Below are 16,608 nucleotides of genomic sequence, written 5' to 3' on the forward strand. Positions count from 1 at the left end.
AGAAAGGAACTCATGCCCAGGGAGGTACAAATGACCAAAGCGTATTATTGGAAAAGTCAGGTGTGGGGAGCGGCCTATTTTTTTACCGCGCTTTATTACATCTATTCTTTCCAGGATATGGTGAATACCGCACTTTCGTTGATCCTCTCCATCCTGAGTTTTTTACTGTATCCCTGTGCTAAAAAAAGCATTGAAACGGCCGCTCTGCAGTTCACGAGTGAAGAATTTTGGCACCGCGGACTGTTCGCCGATACCATAGGCAAAAATGGCGTGCTGATCCTGTATTATGCTTTCTGTTATGTCATGGCCCTGCCGCTGGGCACCCTGTATCTGCTTGCCCTATTCCTCAGAAATAAAAAGGCCGCGTAAGCGGTTTTTACGTCAACGGCTTACTGCCTCGTAGTCCTTCTTCATGAACGTTTCTTCTACCCACGCAAGCTGCGCTATCACAAAGCGAAAGAAGCAAACTCACTCTACCGGAGCCGACAATCACAGAGGAGATTGGGGGACATTGATTGGCGGAAGATCACAGGAGTCGAACCTGCCCAGGACCGCTGGCGGCCCCAACCGGATTTGAAGTCCGGCCGCCCCACCGGGGACGAGGATCTTCCTTGGAGAAGAGAAGAAGCAAGGCGCTGATTATAGCGCAGTTTGTTCGCTGCGCTAAGCGGGAAATGGCGGCCGCCGGCGATTCGGCGGCCGGGGAGCGCTACTTCAGGAAATCCTTCACGTCCAGCAGGATGAACTCGTTGTCATCCGCCATATTGGGTTGGCGGCTGGAGGAGAACGGGAAGTTGTTGTCGTTGCCGACGATGATGTGGTTGGCGTCCACCACGTCCACGTTCTCGATGGTGAAGAACGGGAAGGTCAGCACGCCATCGTTCAGCGGCTTGCGCGCCAGCTTGTTCGGATCCTGAATGTTCATCAGGTCGATATAGCCCAGTTTTTCGACCGGTTTGCCGACGTTGGCGTCCGAGAAGGCGATTTTATACACTCGTTTGAACTTGGCCACCTGGCTGAAGCAGTTGTCGGTCGGCGCACCGGCGGCGCAGGCCTTATCCGGCGTGCCTTCGCCGTTGTCGCGCTCGATCACCAGCCCGTGGGTGGCGTCGATCATGTTGAAGTCGCCGATGGCGTTCTGGTTGTCTTCCAGCACGTACTGCCAGCTGCGGCCGGTCCAGGCCTGCTGTTTCACGTCAAACTCCAGCACCCGCAGGTAGCGTTTGCCGCCGACGTTCTCGAACTGCTCGCCGTCCCACAGCGCCCCTTCCAGCAGCGGGTACAGCTTGCTGCCGTCCGGCGAGGCGGCCATGCCTTCAAAGCCTTTGGAACGCGCCACCTGGAAGTTCTGCTTGCCGTCCGGCGCGCCCGGCAGGGTCAGCGTCGGGTTGTCCGGCGATTTCACCACCTTGCCGTCTACCTGAGTGTCGAACACCGCCAGCACTTTGCCGTTCAGGTCGGCCTTGATCAGGTAAGGCCCGAACTCTTCACCGATCCATAAGGCATCGTCGGCAAACTGGAAGCTTTCCGGATCGAAATCGCTGCCGGTCAGATAACGCTTCTCGGTGCTCTCGTTGATGATGTGGAACGGCACCTTTTTATCCGGATCGTGCAGGAACACCGTCTTCAGCGGCGCGACCGTGCCGTCTTTGAAATCTATCTTGTAGTGATTGAGGTACAGCATGGCGTCCGGCGAATTGGCCTTGCTGCCGAAGCCGTTATCGGTCAGCACCCAGTAGGTGCCGTCGGGCATGTGTTTGATACCGGAGTGGCCCTGCAGCGGCTGGCCGTCGATCGGCAGGCCGAGGCCGGTCAGGCGATCGGCGGATTTGCCCGCCACGCTGCCCAGCTCGGTGATGCGTTTGCCGCTGGTGTACTTGCCGCTCTGCTGCAGATCGCTCGGCGCGTCCTTCGGTGTGGAAACGGCGGATTTCACCGGCAGCAGCGCATGCCCGGCCAGCGTCGCTTGCACCGGCTGCGCGTCGGCCCACAGGTTGGCGCTCAGCGCCATGCAGCCGACCAGCAGCGCCAGCCGGGTTTTGGTGTTGTGCATGTCATTGTCCCTTTTCGTTGTTATCGCCCAGAAGTAAAAGCAACGTCACTATAGGGAGCGGCAATGACAGAAATATTATTCGGCGAACGCCCGTCGGTAGCTGTGCGGATGGAAGCGCCAGGTGATGGCGATCAACACCACCACCAGCAGCGCGTGGATCTGCCAGTCCAGCACGAAGCCGCCGCTGTAGTCGCGCAGCAGGCCGGAAAGGTAAGGCGTGACGCCCGCCAGCAGGAAGCCGACGCCCTGCATAAAGGCCACCAGTCGCCCGGCCGCCGCCGGTTGGTGCAGGTGATCGAGCGCCAGCACCAGGCACAGCGGGAACGCGCCGCCCAGCCCCAGCCCGGAAACCAACACCCACAGCCACGGCAGCGTCTGCGGCAGGTAAATCAGGCCGATAAAGCCGATCAGTTGCATCATCAGCGCCAGCAACAGCAGCGGCCGCCGGTCATGATTGCGCGCCAGCGCCGGCAGCAGCAGCGCGCCCACGACCTGGCCAAAGGTCATCAACGCCAGCAGCGAACCGCTGGCCTGCGGCTGCCAGCCGAGCTGCATGTAATACGGCGGCAGCCAGGCGATCAGGCTGGTATAGCCGCCGTTGATCAGGCCGAAATAGGCGCCGAGCAGCCAGGCGCGCCGGTTGCGCAGCAGGCCTGGCCCGCGGTTTTCGCCCGCCGCGCCCAAGCGAGACAGCCCGCGGCTGACCGGCCACCAGGCCAGCAGCGCCACCAGCGCCGGCAACGCCCACCAGGCCAGCGCGCTGTGCCAGTCGTGCCCTACGCTCATCAGCCACGGGGTGATCGCCGCCCCCAACCCACCGCCGCCCATCAGCGCCGCCGACCACAGCCCGGCCACCAGCGCCATGCTTTTGAGGAAATGATGCTTGATGATGCCGGGCATGACCGCCTGGATCACCCCGATGCCGAGCCCGCCCAGCACCGCGCTCATCAGCAGTTGCACGCTACCGGGGGCCAGTTCGCGCCAAAGCGCGCCCAGCCCGATCGCCAGCAGGCTCAGCGTCACGGCGCTGCGTTCGCTGAACAGCCGGTTGATGGCGCCGCCCGCCAGCGCCATCAGCCCCATCATCAGCACCGGCAGCGTGGTCAGCAGCGCCGCGCCGCCAAAGCTCAGCCCGGTAGCCTGGCGCAGCGTCGGCAGCAACGGGCCGATCGAGGTCAACAGCGGCCGCATGTTCAGGCCGATCAACACCAGCGCCAGCAACAGGGGGTTGAACCAGCGGCGCGAGGAGGATGAATTAACAGAATGATTTAACAAGGTATATTCCTGGTACTGCGAAATGAAGAGTGCGGCGTCACAGCGCGATCGCCGCAGCGTTGCGTTACTGTAGGCAACGCCGCTAGTATTGGGAAATTAAATAATAAAATAGCCAACAGTGGGAAAATGAATCGCTACCCGATGTTCAATCCGCAGCTGCTGCTCAGCTTCGTCGCCGTATGCGACAGCAACAGCTTCACCCGCGCCGCAGAGCGGGTGTTTTTGTCGCAGTCCACCGTTAGCCAGCAGGTGCGCCGGCTGGAAGAGATGCTGGGCAAGCCGCTGTTTGAGCGCTCCTCGCATCAGGTGCTGCTGACCGAAGAAGGCGTCAAGCTGTTGAGCTACGCGCGCCGCATTATCGCGCTAAATGAAGAAGCCCACGACGCGCTGACCGGCATCTGGCGCGACGGCGTGCTGCGGATCGGCATGCCGGAAGATTTCGCCGTGCCCACCACCGAGCTGCTGGCCGACTTCAGCCGTGAGCACCCGCACCTGCGGCTGGACGTCGCCAGCGGCCTGAGCGCCGATCTGCACAGCGCCTACGCGCGTGAAGAGCTGGATCTGATCCTGGTGAAACAGCGCCGCCGGCAACCGCCGCGCGCCGCGCGGCCGGAACCGCTGCTGTGGCTGGACAGCCTGGCCTTCCCGGCCATCGAGCAATCGCCGGTGCCGCTGGCGGTATTTCCGCTCAACGGCCTGTACCGCGAAGAGCTGTGCCAGGCGCTGGACACCCTCGGCAAACGCTGGCGCATCGGTTACAGCAGCGCCAGCCTGGCGGCGCTGACCGCCGCTTCCGCCGCCGGGCTGGGCGTCACCCTGCTGCCGGCCGGCTGCCGTCTGCCCGCGCACCGGGTTCTGGGTGAGGCCGAAGGATTACCGCCGATAGACAGCTTCGAACTGGCGCTCTACTACCGCGACGGCGCCCCCGCCGCCACGCTGGCGCTGGCCCAGCGGCTGGCGGTGTTTTGCGGGTTGAAGTGAGACCACTTACGCCACTATCTGCGGATATTCGCGCTGCAGCCAGTCGATAGTCCGTACCCACAGCGCTTCTGTCTGCTCAAGGCAAGCCTGTACCGCCGCATCCGTCACCAAATCACCGGAGTAATCCGCCACATTGCGCTGTTTTCGCAATGCATCCAGGCAGATCATTGCCTCGCGCGGCAACCCTACAGTGAGCGGCAACGTTTGGATCATGGTCTGGTGATGACCAAGCCTGCTGGTCAGCGTACGGTATCCCTTGGCGTGCAAAGCGGCATTAGCCATTTGCATGACCGCCTTATATGCCATGTCGAAACGGCTCTCATTGCTGAGCTGAGTGATACCCGCATCGCGTCGGTTGCGAGCGGCGGCGGCCAGCAATTTTTTAATCGCCCCCGCGTCAGGCGTTATCACCTCCAGTCCCAGCCCGACCAGATTGTCCAGCGTCATCCTTGTCTCCCGCAATCCAGAGTTGGGGTTTCTGCATAATGTCCTGAATAAACGCGGAGTTCTCGGCCAAAGCCGCTCGCCACTCTTCCGGCGAGTACAGTTTGGGGTTAATTTCCCGACCCAGCGTTGCCTGCAGCGGATAAACCGCCTGAATTACATCCGCAAAAGACAGTTTACCGACGATCAGAACATCGATATCACTGGCCGCCGTCGCTTTGCCACTGGCGACGGAACCAAAGATGAAAGCCCGTTCGATGTCCTCCCCAAATCCAGCCAGCACCTGCCGTAAGCGCGCAGCCGGGCCGCAGGTCTTGCGGAAAATCGCCGCCAGCTCGGGAAAAATCAGGCAATCGGCGTTAGCCTGATAGCAAATTTGGTTGCCCTGCCGCTGCCTGAGCAAGATGCCGCCTTCAGCCAGCCGGCTCAACTCTTTATGTAAAGTCCCGGCCTGAGTTGCGGTGCGCCGCGCAATTTCTCGCACATGAAACGCCTGCCCGGCTTCAATAAACAGCAGGCTTAGCACTTTTCTACGGTATTCGCTGAACAGTAATTCGAGCATCGGATCGTGCATCACGCTGACCTCAATGTAGCTTTAATGACTACAAATGTAGCCATTAAAGCTGCGAAAGAGCAAGCCAAGAGCACCCTTCCGCCGGCAGACGCCGATCATTACCAAATCGAATAGTCACCAGTGGCAAATGTCGCTGCCAACCGGTCGGTTCCTCTCCTAAATTGGGGGATGTTTTCACTCCCTCACCTCTGGATTAAGGAACCGAACGTGGAAAACCCTCAGCAACCGGGCCGCAGAGCCTTCCTCAGCCAAACCGGCAAACTCACCACTGCCTGCGCGGTGATCGGCCTGACCGGCGGCATGGCGCAGGCCGCGTCACCGGGCGACGGGCAATGTGCGCCAACGCCGATGACCTTGACCGATCGCCACTACTGCCTGAGTGAGGTGCGGCTCGAAGACGGCTTTGAATACGACGGCGACACGGTGATCGGCACCCGCACCGCGCTGTACACACTGGAGATCAAAGACGGCAAGATCGCCGCCATTCACGCCGCCAACGCCGCGTTGCCCGCCGGCGTGCCCCGCTATCAGGCGCAGGGCCAGCTGCTGCTGCCGGCGTTTCGCGATATGCACATCCACCTGGACAAAACCTTCTACAGCGGCCCGTGGCAGGCGCCGCGCCCGCGCCAGGGCAAAACCATCATGGACATGATCGCGCTGGAGCAGACGCTGATCCCGACACTGCTGCCCACCTCACAGCAGCGGGCGGAAAATCTGATCGCCCTGCTGCAGTCCAAAGGCAGCACCGTGGCGCGCAGCCACTGCAATATCGATCCGGTCAGCGGCCTGAAAAGCCTGGAGCACCTGCAGCGCGCGCTGGAAAACCACCGGGCGGACTTCAGCTGTGAAATCGTCGCTTTCCCGCAGCACGGCCTGCTGCACTCTAGGGTCGATGCGCTGATGCGCGAAGCGATGCAGATGGGCGTGCAGTACGTCGGCGGGCTCGATCCGACCAACGTCGACGGCGCGATGGAGAAATCGCTGGACGCCATGTTCCAGATCGCCCTCGATACCGGCAAAGGCGTGGATATCCACCTGCATGAAACCAGCCCGGCCGGGGTCGCCGCCATCAACTACATGATCGCCACCGTGGAGAAAAACCCGGCGCTGCGCGGTAAGGTCACCATCAGCCACGCTTTCGCCCTGACCACCCTGACGCCGGGCGAACTGGCGGAAACCGCCACCCGGCTGGCGGCGCAGCAGATCACCATCGCCTCCACGGTGCCAATCGGCGGCCTGATGATGCCGCTGCCACAGCTCAGTGAGAAAGGGGTGTTCGTGATGACCGGCACCGACAGCGTGATCGACCACTGGTCGCCGTTCGGCACCGGCGACATCCTGGAGAAGGCCAACCTGTATGCTCAGCTGTACCGCGGTTCCGACGAGTATCACCTGTCGCGCGCCATGGCCATCTCCACCGGCGGCGTGCTTCCGCTGGACGATAAGGGGCAGCGCGCCTGGCCGAAAGCCGGCGATGCCGCCGAGTTCGTGCTGGTCAACGCCAGCTGCTCCGCCGAGGCGGTCGCCCGTCTGCCGGCGCGCAACGCCACCTTCCATCAGGGGCGCCTGGTCGCCGGCCAGGTGAGCAAAGCCTAAGGTCGGTCCGCTGTTGTCATCATGATGGCCGTTTTTGGCCTTCTGCCAGAGTCAGTAGCGGCGCAAGATGGTCGCTACACACACTGGCGGAGGGCCGAAAATGTCACAGAGCGCGTTATTGATCATCGATGTCCAGCAATCATTCCAGCACCGTCCATTCTGGCAAGAGGACGATCTGCCAGCGTTTCAACAGGCGCTGACCCGTCTGATCGCGGGCTGCCAACAACGCGGCGCAGCGCTGGTCGACGTGCTGCACGTTTCGCCGCAGGGGCCTTTCTCGCTGGCTTCAGGCCATGTGCAGCGCCTGCCGTTCCTCACCCACCAGGCGGATATCACCGTGCACAAGCATGTGCACAATGCGCTGACCGAATCCGGCCTCGACGCCTGGCTGCGCGAACGGAATATCAACCACCTGATCGTCTCCGGCATCCGCACCGAGCAGTGCTGCGAGACCACCACCCGGGTGGCGTCCGATCTCGGTTATCGGGTGACTTTCGTCACCGAGGCGACGCTGACCTTCCCGATGCGCCATCCCGACGGCGAAGTCTTTACCCCCACACAGTTGAAGCGGCATACTGAAACCGTACTGGTCGATCGTTTCGCCCGCATCGCCAGCGTGGATGAGGCGCTGGCGCAACTCGCACAGGAGTAACCATGTCGCAGGCCGTCTATTTTCTGCTGTTGCCCAACGTGTTGTCGCTGGACGTCAGCGGCCCGGCGGAAACCCTGCGCCTCGCCGGGCAGTTCACCCTGCGTTATCTCAGCCCGGCGCCGCAGGTCGTCTGCTCCATCGGCATGACGCTGAGCGGCCTGCAGCCGTTGCCCGATCGCCTGGAAGACGGCGCCATCCTGGTGCTGCCTGGCGTCGGCGATTCGCAGCGCTATTTCGCCGGGGAAGAGGCCGAGCAGGCGCGCCGCTGGCTGGCGACGCTGCAGCCCGACCTGCAGCGGCAGCGCATCACCCTGGTGTGCATCTGTTCCGGCGCGCTGCTGGCGGCGCAGGCCGGGCTGCTCGACGGCTATCAGTGCACTACCCACCACGACGTTATCGAGCGTATCCGCCGGCAGGCGCCGGCGGCGCAGGTGAAAGAGAACCGTATCTTCGTCGAAGATCGCGGCGTCTACACCAGCGCGGGCATCACCACCGGCATCGATTTGGCACTGCACCTGGTCCACCGCCACTGCGGCTCCGGCCGGGCGCGCGACGTCGCCCGCGATATGGTGGTCTATTTCCGCCGCGCCGGGGACGATCCGCAGCTGTCGCCCTGGCTGCGCTACCGCAACCACCTGCACCCGGCGGTGCACCGCGCGCAGGATGTGATGGCCGCCGAGCCGGAGGCCGACTGGTCGGTGCCGCAGATAGCGGAGAAGGTGCACGTCAGCAGCCGCCACCTGGCGCGGCTGTTTCGCAGCCACGTCGGCATCAGCGTGCGGGAATACCATGAGCAGCTGCGGCTGGCGGTGGCACAACAGCGCCTGCAGCAAGGGTATGGCTTGGAGAAGGCCGCGCTGGCGGCCGGTTTTTCTTCCGGGCGACAGCTGCGCCGCGCCCAGCAGCGCCAGCACTCGCCGCTATGACACCAGCCGGCGGGTATCCAGCCGCTGCAGGCCGACAGACAGCAGCAGGCTGAGCCCCAGCGCCACGCCAAACACCCAGAAGATATCCAGCAGCGGGTGGCCGGTGAAGTCCAGGTGCCGGCTGCGCATCACGTTGACGATCAGGGCGTGAAAACCGTAGATCGCCAGCGAATGGCGGGAAAACGCGCTCAGCCAGCCGATCGGCTGCGGCAAACAGTGTTTCACCCACACCAGCAGCGCCACCGCCGCCATAAACACCAGCGGGCCGCTGTAGATGTAGTAGGTATCGGCGAAGTTGCCGTTGATGAACAGCTGGTGCTTGGTGCCGCGAGCGATCAGCGCCACGCACAGCGCAAATCCCAATGCCGCCAGCCAGCCCACGGCACGCCCGCGTGCCTCCATCATACCAATCGCCCGCCCGGTCAGCGCATACAGCAGGTAGTAGAAGGTATCGCCGTAGATATACAGGTTAACCGGCAGCAGGTGCGCGTTGCCGAAGGTCAGCTTGTCGGTATTCGGGTTGGCGATCACCGCCAACACCACCAGCGCGGCGGCCAGGGCGTAGCGCGACACCGGTTTGACGCTGATCAGCGGCGACAGCAGGTAAATCACCGCGATGGCGTAGAAAAACCACAGATGATAGAACACCGGCTTTTGCAACATGCCGCGCAGCGATGGCCAGAAACCGATCTTGGTAAAGGCCGCGATATAGATCAGCGCGATAGCGCTGTAGAACAGAATGCAGCAGATGATGCGGGTGAAATGCCGGCGGCCGGCGCTCTTGTCGCCGAAGAACAGGTAGCCGGAAATCATGAAAAACAGCGGCACCGACACGCGCGACAGCGAGTTCAGCACGTTGGCGATATCCCAGTTGTGCAGCCCTATCGCCGCGCCGTTGGTGACGTAATAGGTGGTGGCGTGGATCATCACCACCATCATGCACGCCATCGCCCGCAGGTTGTCTATCCAGCCGATTTTCTCGCTCAAACGCTCGCCCGATCTTGTGTCATATTGATATGTTAAGAAGAGGTTATCGGGCACGGCGTTCGGCGACAACCCAAAAGCGAAATATCAGAATGCACTTAAACAACACCTTATGATTGCGAAGGTGAACAATTGGCGGCAAAATAGCCGCCATAACTCGCTCAGTTTGCGCTTCCCGCCCTGGCAGTTCCTTTTTCTCTTTTACTATCAGTACAATAATATGAAAACGACATTACCACCTGCGGCACGTTTGGGCCGACAGGCGCTTTTATTCCCTCTTTGTCTGGTGCTGTTCGAGTTCGCCACCTATATCGGCAACGATATGATTCAGCCGGGCATGCTGGCCGTCGTGGCGGATTTCAACGCCGGCGAAGAGTGGGTGCCTACCTCGATGACCGCCTATCTGGCCGGCGGCATCTTCCTGCAGTGGCTGCTCGGGCCGCTGTCGGATCGCCGCGGCCGTCGCCCGGTGATGCTGGCCGGGGTGGCGTTCTTTATCGTCTCCTGCCTGGCGATCCTGCTGGTCACCAACATCGAGCAGTTCATCGCCATGCGTTTCCTGCAGGGCATCGGCCTGTGCTTTATCGGCGCGGTCGGCTACGCCACCATCCAGGAGTCGTTTGAAGAATCGGTGTGCATAAAAATCACCGCCCTGATGGCCAACGTGGCGCTGATCGCCCCGCTGCTCGGGCCGCTGGCCGGCGCGGCGCTGATCCACGTCGCGCCGTGGCAGAGCATGTTCGTGCTGTTTGCGGCGCTGGCGGCCATCGCCTTCTACGGCCTGTGGAAAGCGATGCCGGAAACCGCCACGCTGCAGGGCGAGGCGTTTTCCGCCGCCAATCTGTGGCGCGACTACCGCCAGGTGCTGGGCAACCGCCGCTTCCTGTGCGGCGCGCTGGCGATCGGTTTCGCCAGCCTGCCGCTGCTGGCCTGGATCGCCCAGTCGCCGGTGATCCTGATCAGCGGTGAGTCGCTGTCGACGCTGGACTACGGTCTGCTGCAGATCCCGGTGTTCGGCGCGCTGATCCTCGGCAACCTGACGCTGGCGCGCCTGACCGGCAAAAACAGCGTGGAGCGCCTGATCAAGCTGGGCGCAGGCCCGATGTTGCTGGGGCTGCTGATCGCCGCGCTGGCGACCCAGTTCTCCAGCCACGCCTACCTGTGGATGACCGCCGGCCTGAGTCTGTACGCCTTCGGCATCGGCCTCGCCAACGCCGGCCTGTACCGCCTGACGCTGTTCTCCAGCAACGTCAGCAAAGGCACCGTGTCCGCCACCATGGGCATGCTGAGCATGATGGTGTTCACCGTCGGCATCGAGCTGGCCAAGGTCGCCTACGTCTGGGGCGGCAGTGGGCTGTTCAATCTGTTCAACCTCATCAGCGGCCTGTGCTGGCTGACGCTGGTGGCGCTGTTTATCGGCAAACGCCGCGGCGGCAACCCCACGCCGCAGCCGAACGGCGCGGCTTAAGCGCGACGATAAAACGCCGGTCCGGTTTCCCGACCGGCGTTTTTTTTATGCGGCTTCAGCCGAGCAGCTCCCACAGCGCATACCCTGCTCCCACTACCGCCACCCCCAACAGCAGCAACGCCGACAGGACAGAGATCGCCCGCCGCACGCGCTGCAGCGCCGTTCCCGACAGCAGGGTGATATAGGCCAGCAAGATGGCGAAATCCGCCAGCACCCACAGCGCGGTCAACAGCGTCAGGCTGACGCCGATCGAGGGGGTGACGGCGATAAACTGCGGAAAAAAAGCGACGAAGAAGATGATGTCCTTGGGGTTGGCGATGCCCACCAGAAAACCGTTCGCGATCGCCGAGCGTTTTTGCGACGGCGCAACGGGCTGCGCATCGGGGGTTCGCGCGGATAAATCCTCATACAGCGAGACGATCGCCATACGGCCGATAAACAGACAGCCCAACAGGCCTACCCACTGCAGCATGCGCATATCCACCGCGAACAGCCCGGTGACGATCAGCGCGGCGATGCCGATCAGCAACAAAGAGGCCCCGTTGCTGCCCAGCGCGGTCAACAGCGCACGCCGGGCGCCAAAGCGCGCTGCGGTGTTGGCCACCATCACCACCACCGGCCCCGGCGTGGCGATCAGCAACAAAATGGCGGCGAAATACGCCGCCAGTAACGAGAGGTTCATCTTTATTTCACTCACATTCAGTCAGTTGACGTCGCGCCATTATCATGCCGCCGCCCCCGCCTTGAAAAAGGAGTAATCCTGTCGTTTACTGTGAATCAGACTCATTATTAGAGACGCCGCGATGGCCAGTTCCCTTCCGCCGCTTTACGCCCTGCGCGCCTTCGAAAGCGCCGCCCGCACCGGCTCGTTCACGCTGGCCGCCGAGGAGCTGCATCTCACCCCGAGCGCGGTCAGCAAGCACATCAAAACGCTGGAGCAGCACTTCGGCTGCCGGTTGTTCCAGCGCAACGGCCCGCGTATCGAGGTCACGCCGCAGGGGAAAATCTTCGCCGCCGAGCTGCAGCAGGGGTTTGGCCGCATCGAGCAAGCCTGCGAGCTGTTCAGAAGCCACCGCGATCTGCTGCGGCTGAAGGCACCCTCCACCCTGACCATGCGCTGGCTGCTGGACTGCCTGAGCCGGTTCCGGCAAACGGCGCAGGCGTTCGACGTGCAGGCAGCCAGCGTCTGGATGGACATCGACAGCGTGGATTTTTTCAGCGAACCCTACGACTGCGCCATCCTGCTCGGCAACGGCCATTTCGGCGCCAATACCGCTGCCGCCAAGCTGTTCGACGAATGGCTGATCCCAATTTGCGCCCCCGCGCTGCTCGCCGACGCGCAGCGCGATCTCGCCACCTGCCCGCTGATCCATCCTTCGCCCGATCGGCGCGACTGGCGGCGCTGGCTGCAAAAAAGCGGCATCGCGGCCCCGATCGATCTCACACGCGGCCAGGTATTTGATTCGCTGGAACAGGGCAATGCGGCGGCCATCGCCGGGCACGGCGTCTCGATCGGCGATCTGGCGCTGAGCCTGCGAACCATTAAGGAGGGGTTATTGGCGCTGCCTTGTGACGCCGCCGTGCGCACCGGCGACGGTTATTATCTGGTATGGCCGGCGGAGTCGGCCAAACGGCCGCTGATCGAACGCTTACAGGCGTTTCTCACCGCCCAAACGCCCGACGTCAGCCGGGCCGCCGTCAGGTTTATCGGGTAGGGGACTCGCTACCGAACAACCCGCCGTCGCGCAGCGGATGCTCGTTGCCCTTGCGGCGGGTAAAGCCGCTGCGATCGAAGAACTCCAGCACCTGGATCGCCAGCTTGCGCCCGACGCCGAGCCGATCGCGGAAATCGGCGGCGTTGGCGCCCCCGCGCTCCGCATCCAGCTCGCGGATCAGCGCCGCGAACTGATCGATGCGTCGGCTGAGGTAGTAGCGGTCCACCACCACCGCCGTCACATGGCCCAGCTGAGCCGCCTTGCGCAGCAGCGCGCGCACCCGGCTCTCCTCCTCGCCCAGCTCAGTCGCCAGATCGCGCACCCACCACGGCTCGTCGCCGAACAGCGGTTCGATGCGCGCCCACAGCGGCGCCTCTTCGGCGCTGAACGCCAGGCCGTGTTCCGGCAGGTGCAGCCAGCCGCGCGTATTGCGCAACGCGCCGGCCTTCAGCAGCCGATCGATCATCATAAACACCAGCGCTTCCGGCTGCTGAGGCAGCGCCATGCGCCGCAGACGGGCGCGTCCTAACCCCAGCTGGTCGGCGTGCTGTTGGTGGTACTCCGCCAGCACCTGTAGCAGGCGGCTCTCCGCCTGTTGCACCTGCTCCTGCGCCAGCGCCCGGTCACCGACGATCAGCAGATCGCGGTTCGCCAGCAGTGCCGCCAGGCCGTCGTCGGTCAACTGACGCGCCCAGGCGAACGCCGCCAGCGACAACGCGCCGTGCGGCAGCTCAAGCGCCAGCGCCTGCGCGTCGTCTTGCGCCTGCGCCAGAGCCTGCAGCCATGCCAGGTAGTCCGGCTGACGCTTGCCGCGCTTGGGGGCGCTCAGCCTGAGCACTCGGGCCGCACCCAGCGTTTGCCTTGCGCCGATATCGCGCAGCACCAGCCGATCGTTCTCCGCCAGCCACAGCGGGCGATCGAGGATCAGTTCCGCCAGCCCGTCGTTCAGCAGCGAAATGCGCCCGGTGATGTGGCTGGCGGCATGGTGCAGATGCAGCGGCTGCCAATGGCGAATCGGCCGATCCGTCTCCAGCGCCACCAGAATGCGTTCCGCCGCCTCCGGCGGGCGCTGCGCCAGCAGCCAATCGCCGCGCTCGACCCGCTCTTTATCAACATCGCCGCTGATGTTCAACGCGATGCGTTGCCCGGCCTGCGCCTGTTCCACGGTCTGATTCTGAGCGTGCAGGCCACGTACCCGCACCGGCGCGTCGGCGCCGGTCAGCCACAGCGTATCCCCAACCTGCACCCGGCCGCCGAGCGCAGTGCCGGTCACCACCAGCCCCGCCCCTTTGACGCTGAACGCACGGTCTACCGCCAGACGAAAACGGCGCGTCAGCGCATGCTCGCCGGGCGACAGCGCCAGCAAATGCGCGCGCAGCGCGTCGATGCCCTCGCCCGCCGCCGCCGCGGTGACAAACAATGGCGCATCGGGCCAGCCCTGGCGCGCCAGCTCGTCGCGCACCTGACTGCGCACCTCGTCGACAAGCGCCGCGTCCACCCGATCGGCCTTGGTCAGCGCCACCGTCAGCGCCGGGCGCCCGCTCAGGCGCAGGATCGCCAAATGCTCGCGGGTCTGCGCCATCACGCCGTCGTCGCAGGCCACCACCAGCAACGCATGGTCGATGCCGCCGACGCCCGCCAGCATATTGGCGAGGAATTTCTCGTGGCCGGGCACGTCGATAAAGCCCAGCACCCGGCCGTCCGGCTGCGGCCAGTAGGCGTAGCCCAGATCGATGGTCATGCCGCGGCGCTTCTCTTCCGGCAGGCGATCCGCGTTGATCCCGGAGATCGCCTGCAGCAGGGTGGTTTTGCCATGATCGACATGGCCGGCGGTGGCGATGATCATGATGCGCTCAGCGCCTCGATCAGCGCCCCTTCCTGTTCCAGACAGCGCAGATCCAGCCACAGCCGGCCGTCGCCGAGGCGGCCGATCACCGGCTGCGGCAGGCGGCGCCAGCGCTCAGCCAACGCTTCCAGCGTGGCGCCGCGGCCGTCGCGCGGCGTGAAGGTCAGCGCATAGCTGGGCAGGCGATCCACCGGCAGCGAACCGCTGCCAATCTGCGACCAGCACGGTTCGGCGCGCAGGTCGAAATCGGCGGTGAACCGTGGTCTCAGCGCCGCCAGCAGCCGCTCGGCCGCCTGTTGCATCTCCTGCTGCGGGCGGGTCAGCAGCCGCAGCGTCGGCAGCTGCTCAGCCAGTTTTTCCGGCTGCAGATAGAGCTGCAGCGTGGCCTCCAGGGCCGCCAGCGTCAGCTTGCCGACGCGCAGCGCGCGCTTGAGCGGATGCTGCTGCAGGCGAGCGATCAGCGCCTTTTTGCCGACGATGATGCCGGCCTGCGGGCCGCCCAGCAGCTTATCGCCGGAGAACGTCACCAGATCGACGCCGGCGGCCAGCAGCCGCTGCGGCATCGGTTCGGCGGGCAGGCCGTACTGCGCCATATCGATCAGCGAGCCGCTGCCCAGATCGGTGGCGGTCGGCACGCCCTGTTCGGCCCCGAGCTGCGCCAGTTCAGCCTCGTCGACCGCCGCGGTAAAGCCCTGAATGCTGTAGTTGCTGGTGTGCACTTTCATCAACAGGCCGGTCTGCTCGCTGATGGCCTGGCGGTAATCTTTCAGATGGGTGCGGTTGGTGGTGCCGACCTCCACCAGTTGGCAGCCCGCCTGGCGCATCACGTCGGGTATGCGGAACGCGCCGCCGATCTCCACCAGTTCGCCGCGCGACACCACCACCTCTTTGCCGGGGGCGATCGCCGCCAGCATCAGCAATACCGCCGCCGCGTTGTTATTGACGATGCAGGCGTCCTCCGCGCCGGTCAGCCGGCACAGCAGACTCGCCACCGCCCGATCGCGATGACCGCGCCCGGCACCGTCCAGATCGTACTCCAGCGTCACCGCCTCCCCCATCACCGCGCTGACCGCGTCCTTCACCGGCTGCGCCAGCAGGGCGCGCCCGAGGTTGGTGTGCAGCACGGTGCCGCTGAGGTTGAACACCGGCAGCAAAGCCGGGCGTTGCTGCCGGGCCAGCTCCGCCCGCAGCGCCTGCGGCCAGTCGCCACACCAGTCCGGTAAACGTTGCTGTTGCTTGATAGCGTCGCGCGCCTGGGCCTGCAGCCGGCGCAGCAATTCGCCGATCAGCGTCGGACCATGCTGCGCCACCAGCGGTTCAATCGCGGATTCACGCAGCAGACGGTCGATGGCGGGCAGTTGGCTATAAAGAAGGTGGGATTCTGTGCTCATGGTCGCTCGGTTTTCAGTTTAGACGTATCGGCATAGCAAAACCCCGCCGCGGCGGGGAGAAAAGGAAGTTTAGGGCGGCGCAGTGCGGGCGAAGCTTTCGCGGGCGAACAGGCGTTCGGCCAGCTTGACCAGCGCCGGGCGCTCGACGCACCAGTTGGGCAGGATGCGGCGAAAATTGAGGTAGCCCAGCGCGCAGCCGGTAGCGATATCCGCCAGCGTCAGCCGCTCGCCATTGATCCACGTTTTTTCCCGCGCCAGCGCCTCCAACGCATCCAACCCCTGCGTCAGCTTGTCACGCTGGCGCAGCATCCAGTTTTCGTCCTGTTTTTCCGGCGCGCGCCGGCTTTCGCGGAACAGGGTCGCCGCCGCTTCGGTCACGCCGTCCGCCAGCGCCGCCACCTGGCGGACGCGCAGCGCGGCGGCGCGATCGGCCGGCAAAAACGCCGGCTCTACCGCCAGCAGCTCAAGGTATTCGGCTACGATCGGTGAGTCGTAAAACACCTCGCCGTCATCGGCGATCAGCACCGGCACCTTGGCGAGCGGGTTCAGCTCCTTCACCCGGCTGCCGGGCTCGTACGGCGGATCGTTGACGAATTCGAACGCGATCCCCTTCTCCAGCAGCATCACGGAAATTTTGCGCACAAAGGGACTGGTGTAACTGCCGATAAGCTTCATCCGTTCTCCTCCGCTTCGTCCTGGCCGC

Annotated in this window: 16 protein-coding genes and 1 tRNA gene; 7 read left to right on the forward strand and 10 right to left on the reverse strand. The window is 63.9% G+C overall.

The window, feature by feature from the left end; all coding sequences use genetic code 11:
- Nucleotides 1-30: 30 nt before the first annotated feature.
- Nucleotides 31-369, forward strand: a complete 339-nt coding sequence (locus tag FHU12_RS21855; RefSeq protein ID WP_185742339.1) for a colicin E1 family microcin immunity protein — start codon at nt 31-33, stop codon at nt 367-369.
- A 147-nt stretch (nt 370-516) separates the two neighbouring features.
- Here the strand turns inward: FHU12_RS21855 and FHU12_RS27225 are convergent.
- The 3 genes from FHU12_RS27225 to FHU12_RS21865 form a co-directional block, all read right to left on the reverse strand.
- Nucleotides 517-611: transfer RNA gene (locus FHU12_RS27225), tRNA-Sec, on the reverse strand.
- 98 nt (nt 612-709) lie between these two features.
- On the reverse strand, nt 710-2,053 hold the full coding sequence (locus tag FHU12_RS21860; protein ID WP_141971770.1) for an esterase-like activity of phytase family protein: 1,344 nt from the start codon (nt 2,051-2,053) through the stop codon (nt 710-712).
- A 75-nt stretch (nt 2,054-2,128) separates the two neighbouring features.
- The gene (locus FHU12_RS21865) at nt 2,129-3,328 is read right to left on the reverse strand and encodes a cyanate transporter (protein WP_141971772.1); all 1,200 of its coding nucleotides are present in this window, start codon (nt 3,326-3,328) and stop codon (nt 2,129-2,131) included.
- 126 nt (nt 3,329-3,454) lie between these two features.
- Between FHU12_RS21865 and FHU12_RS21870 the strand changes: the two genes are divergently transcribed.
- Nucleotides 3,455-4,309, forward strand: a complete 855-nt coding sequence (locus FHU12_RS21870; protein ID WP_060434874.1) for a LysR family transcriptional regulator — start codon at nt 3,455-3,457, stop codon at nt 4,307-4,309.
- Between the two features lie 6 nt (nt 4,310-4,315).
- Here the strand turns inward: FHU12_RS21870 and FHU12_RS21875 are convergent, their stop codons facing one another.
- A complete protein-coding gene (locus tag FHU12_RS21875; protein ID WP_060434876.1) occupies nt 4,316-4,756 on the reverse strand; it encodes a hypothetical protein in 441 nt (146 codons plus the stop codon).
- The gene (locus FHU12_RS21880) at nt 4,707-5,327 is read right to left on the reverse strand and encodes a nucleotidyltransferase domain-containing protein (protein ID WP_060448354.1); all 621 of its coding nucleotides are present in this window, start codon (nt 5,325-5,327) and stop codon (nt 4,707-4,709) included. Before FHU12_RS21880 ends, FHU12_RS21875 begins: the two co-directional genes overlap by 50 nt.
- 207 nt (nt 5,328-5,534) lie before the next feature.
- On the opposite strand from FHU12_RS21880, the gene FHU12_RS21885 reads away from it, so the two are divergent.
- From FHU12_RS21885 to FHU12_RS21895, 3 genes are all read left to right on the forward strand, one after another.
- On the forward strand, nt 5,535-6,923 hold the full coding sequence (locus FHU12_RS21885) for an amidohydrolase family protein (RefSeq protein WP_141971774.1): 1,389 nt from the start codon (nt 5,535-5,537) through the stop codon (nt 6,921-6,923).
- Between the two features lie 100 nt (nt 6,924-7,023).
- Nucleotides 7,024-7,575 (forward strand): cysteine hydrolase family protein, encoded by a 552-nt coding sequence (locus FHU12_RS21890; RefSeq protein WP_141971776.1) that lies wholly within the window; start codon nt 7,024-7,026, stop codon nt 7,573-7,575.
- 2 nt (nt 7,576-7,577) lie between these two features.
- Complete coding sequence (locus FHU12_RS21895; protein ID WP_141971778.1) at nt 7,578-8,501, forward strand: GlxA family transcriptional regulator; 924 nt, start codon at nt 7,578-7,580, stop codon at nt 8,499-8,501.
- Here the strand turns inward: FHU12_RS21895 and FHU12_RS21900 are convergent.
- A complete protein-coding gene (locus FHU12_RS21900; protein WP_141971780.1) occupies nt 8,496-9,488 on the reverse strand; it encodes an acyltransferase in 993 nt (330 codons plus the stop codon). The genes FHU12_RS21895 and FHU12_RS21900 overlap by 6 nt on opposite strands.
- 217 nt (nt 9,489-9,705) lie before the next feature.
- Here FHU12_RS21900 and FHU12_RS21905 point away from each other — a divergent pair, with 217 nt between their 5' ends.
- Nucleotides 9,706-10,953, forward strand: coding sequence for an MFS transporter (locus FHU12_RS21905; RefSeq protein ID WP_141971782.1), 1,248 nt, complete (start codon nt 9,706-9,708; stop codon nt 10,951-10,953).
- 55 nt (nt 10,954-11,008) lie between these two features.
- Here the strand turns inward: FHU12_RS21905 and FHU12_RS21910 are convergent, their stop codons facing one another.
- Complete coding sequence (locus FHU12_RS21910) at nt 11,009-11,635, reverse strand: LysE family translocator (protein ID WP_141971784.1); 627 nt, start codon at nt 11,633-11,635, stop codon at nt 11,009-11,011.
- Between the two features lie 121 nt (nt 11,636-11,756).
- Here FHU12_RS21910 and FHU12_RS21915 point away from each other — a divergent pair, with 121 nt between their 5' ends.
- Nucleotides 11,757-12,668 (forward strand): LysR family transcriptional regulator, encoded by a 912-nt coding sequence (locus FHU12_RS21915; RefSeq protein WP_141971786.1) that lies wholly within the window; start codon nt 11,757-11,759, stop codon nt 12,666-12,668.
- Here the strand turns inward: FHU12_RS21915 and selB are convergent.
- The 3 genes from selB to FHU12_RS21930 all read right to left on the reverse strand — a co-directional run bounded on the left by selB (nt 12,658) and on the right by FHU12_RS21930 (nt 16,580).
- Nucleotides 12,658-14,514: a selenocysteine-specific translation elongation factor gene (gene selB / locus FHU12_RS21920; protein WP_141971788.1), complete on the reverse strand. Its 1,857-nt coding sequence runs from the start codon at nt 14,512-14,514 to the stop codon at nt 12,658-12,660. The genes FHU12_RS21915 and selB overlap by 11 nt on opposite strands.
- The gene (selA, locus tag FHU12_RS21925) at nt 14,511-15,905 is read right to left on the reverse strand and encodes an L-seryl-tRNA(Sec) selenium transferase (RefSeq protein WP_141971790.1); all 1,395 of its coding nucleotides are present in this window, start codon (nt 15,903-15,905) and stop codon (nt 14,511-14,513) included. The genes selB and selA overlap by 4 nt, the downstream gene beginning before the upstream one ends.
- Before the next feature lie 69 nt (nt 15,906-15,974).
- Nucleotides 15,975-16,580: a glutathione S-transferase gene (locus FHU12_RS21930; protein WP_141971792.1), complete on the reverse strand. Its 606-nt coding sequence runs from the start codon at nt 16,578-16,580 to the stop codon at nt 15,975-15,977.
- Nucleotides 16,581-16,608 lie beyond the last annotated feature (28 nt).

The organism is Serratia marcescens, assembly GCF_006715005.1.
Taxonomy (GTDB): domain Bacteria; phylum Pseudomonadota; class Gammaproteobacteria; order Enterobacterales; family Enterobacteriaceae; genus Serratia; species Serratia montpellierensis.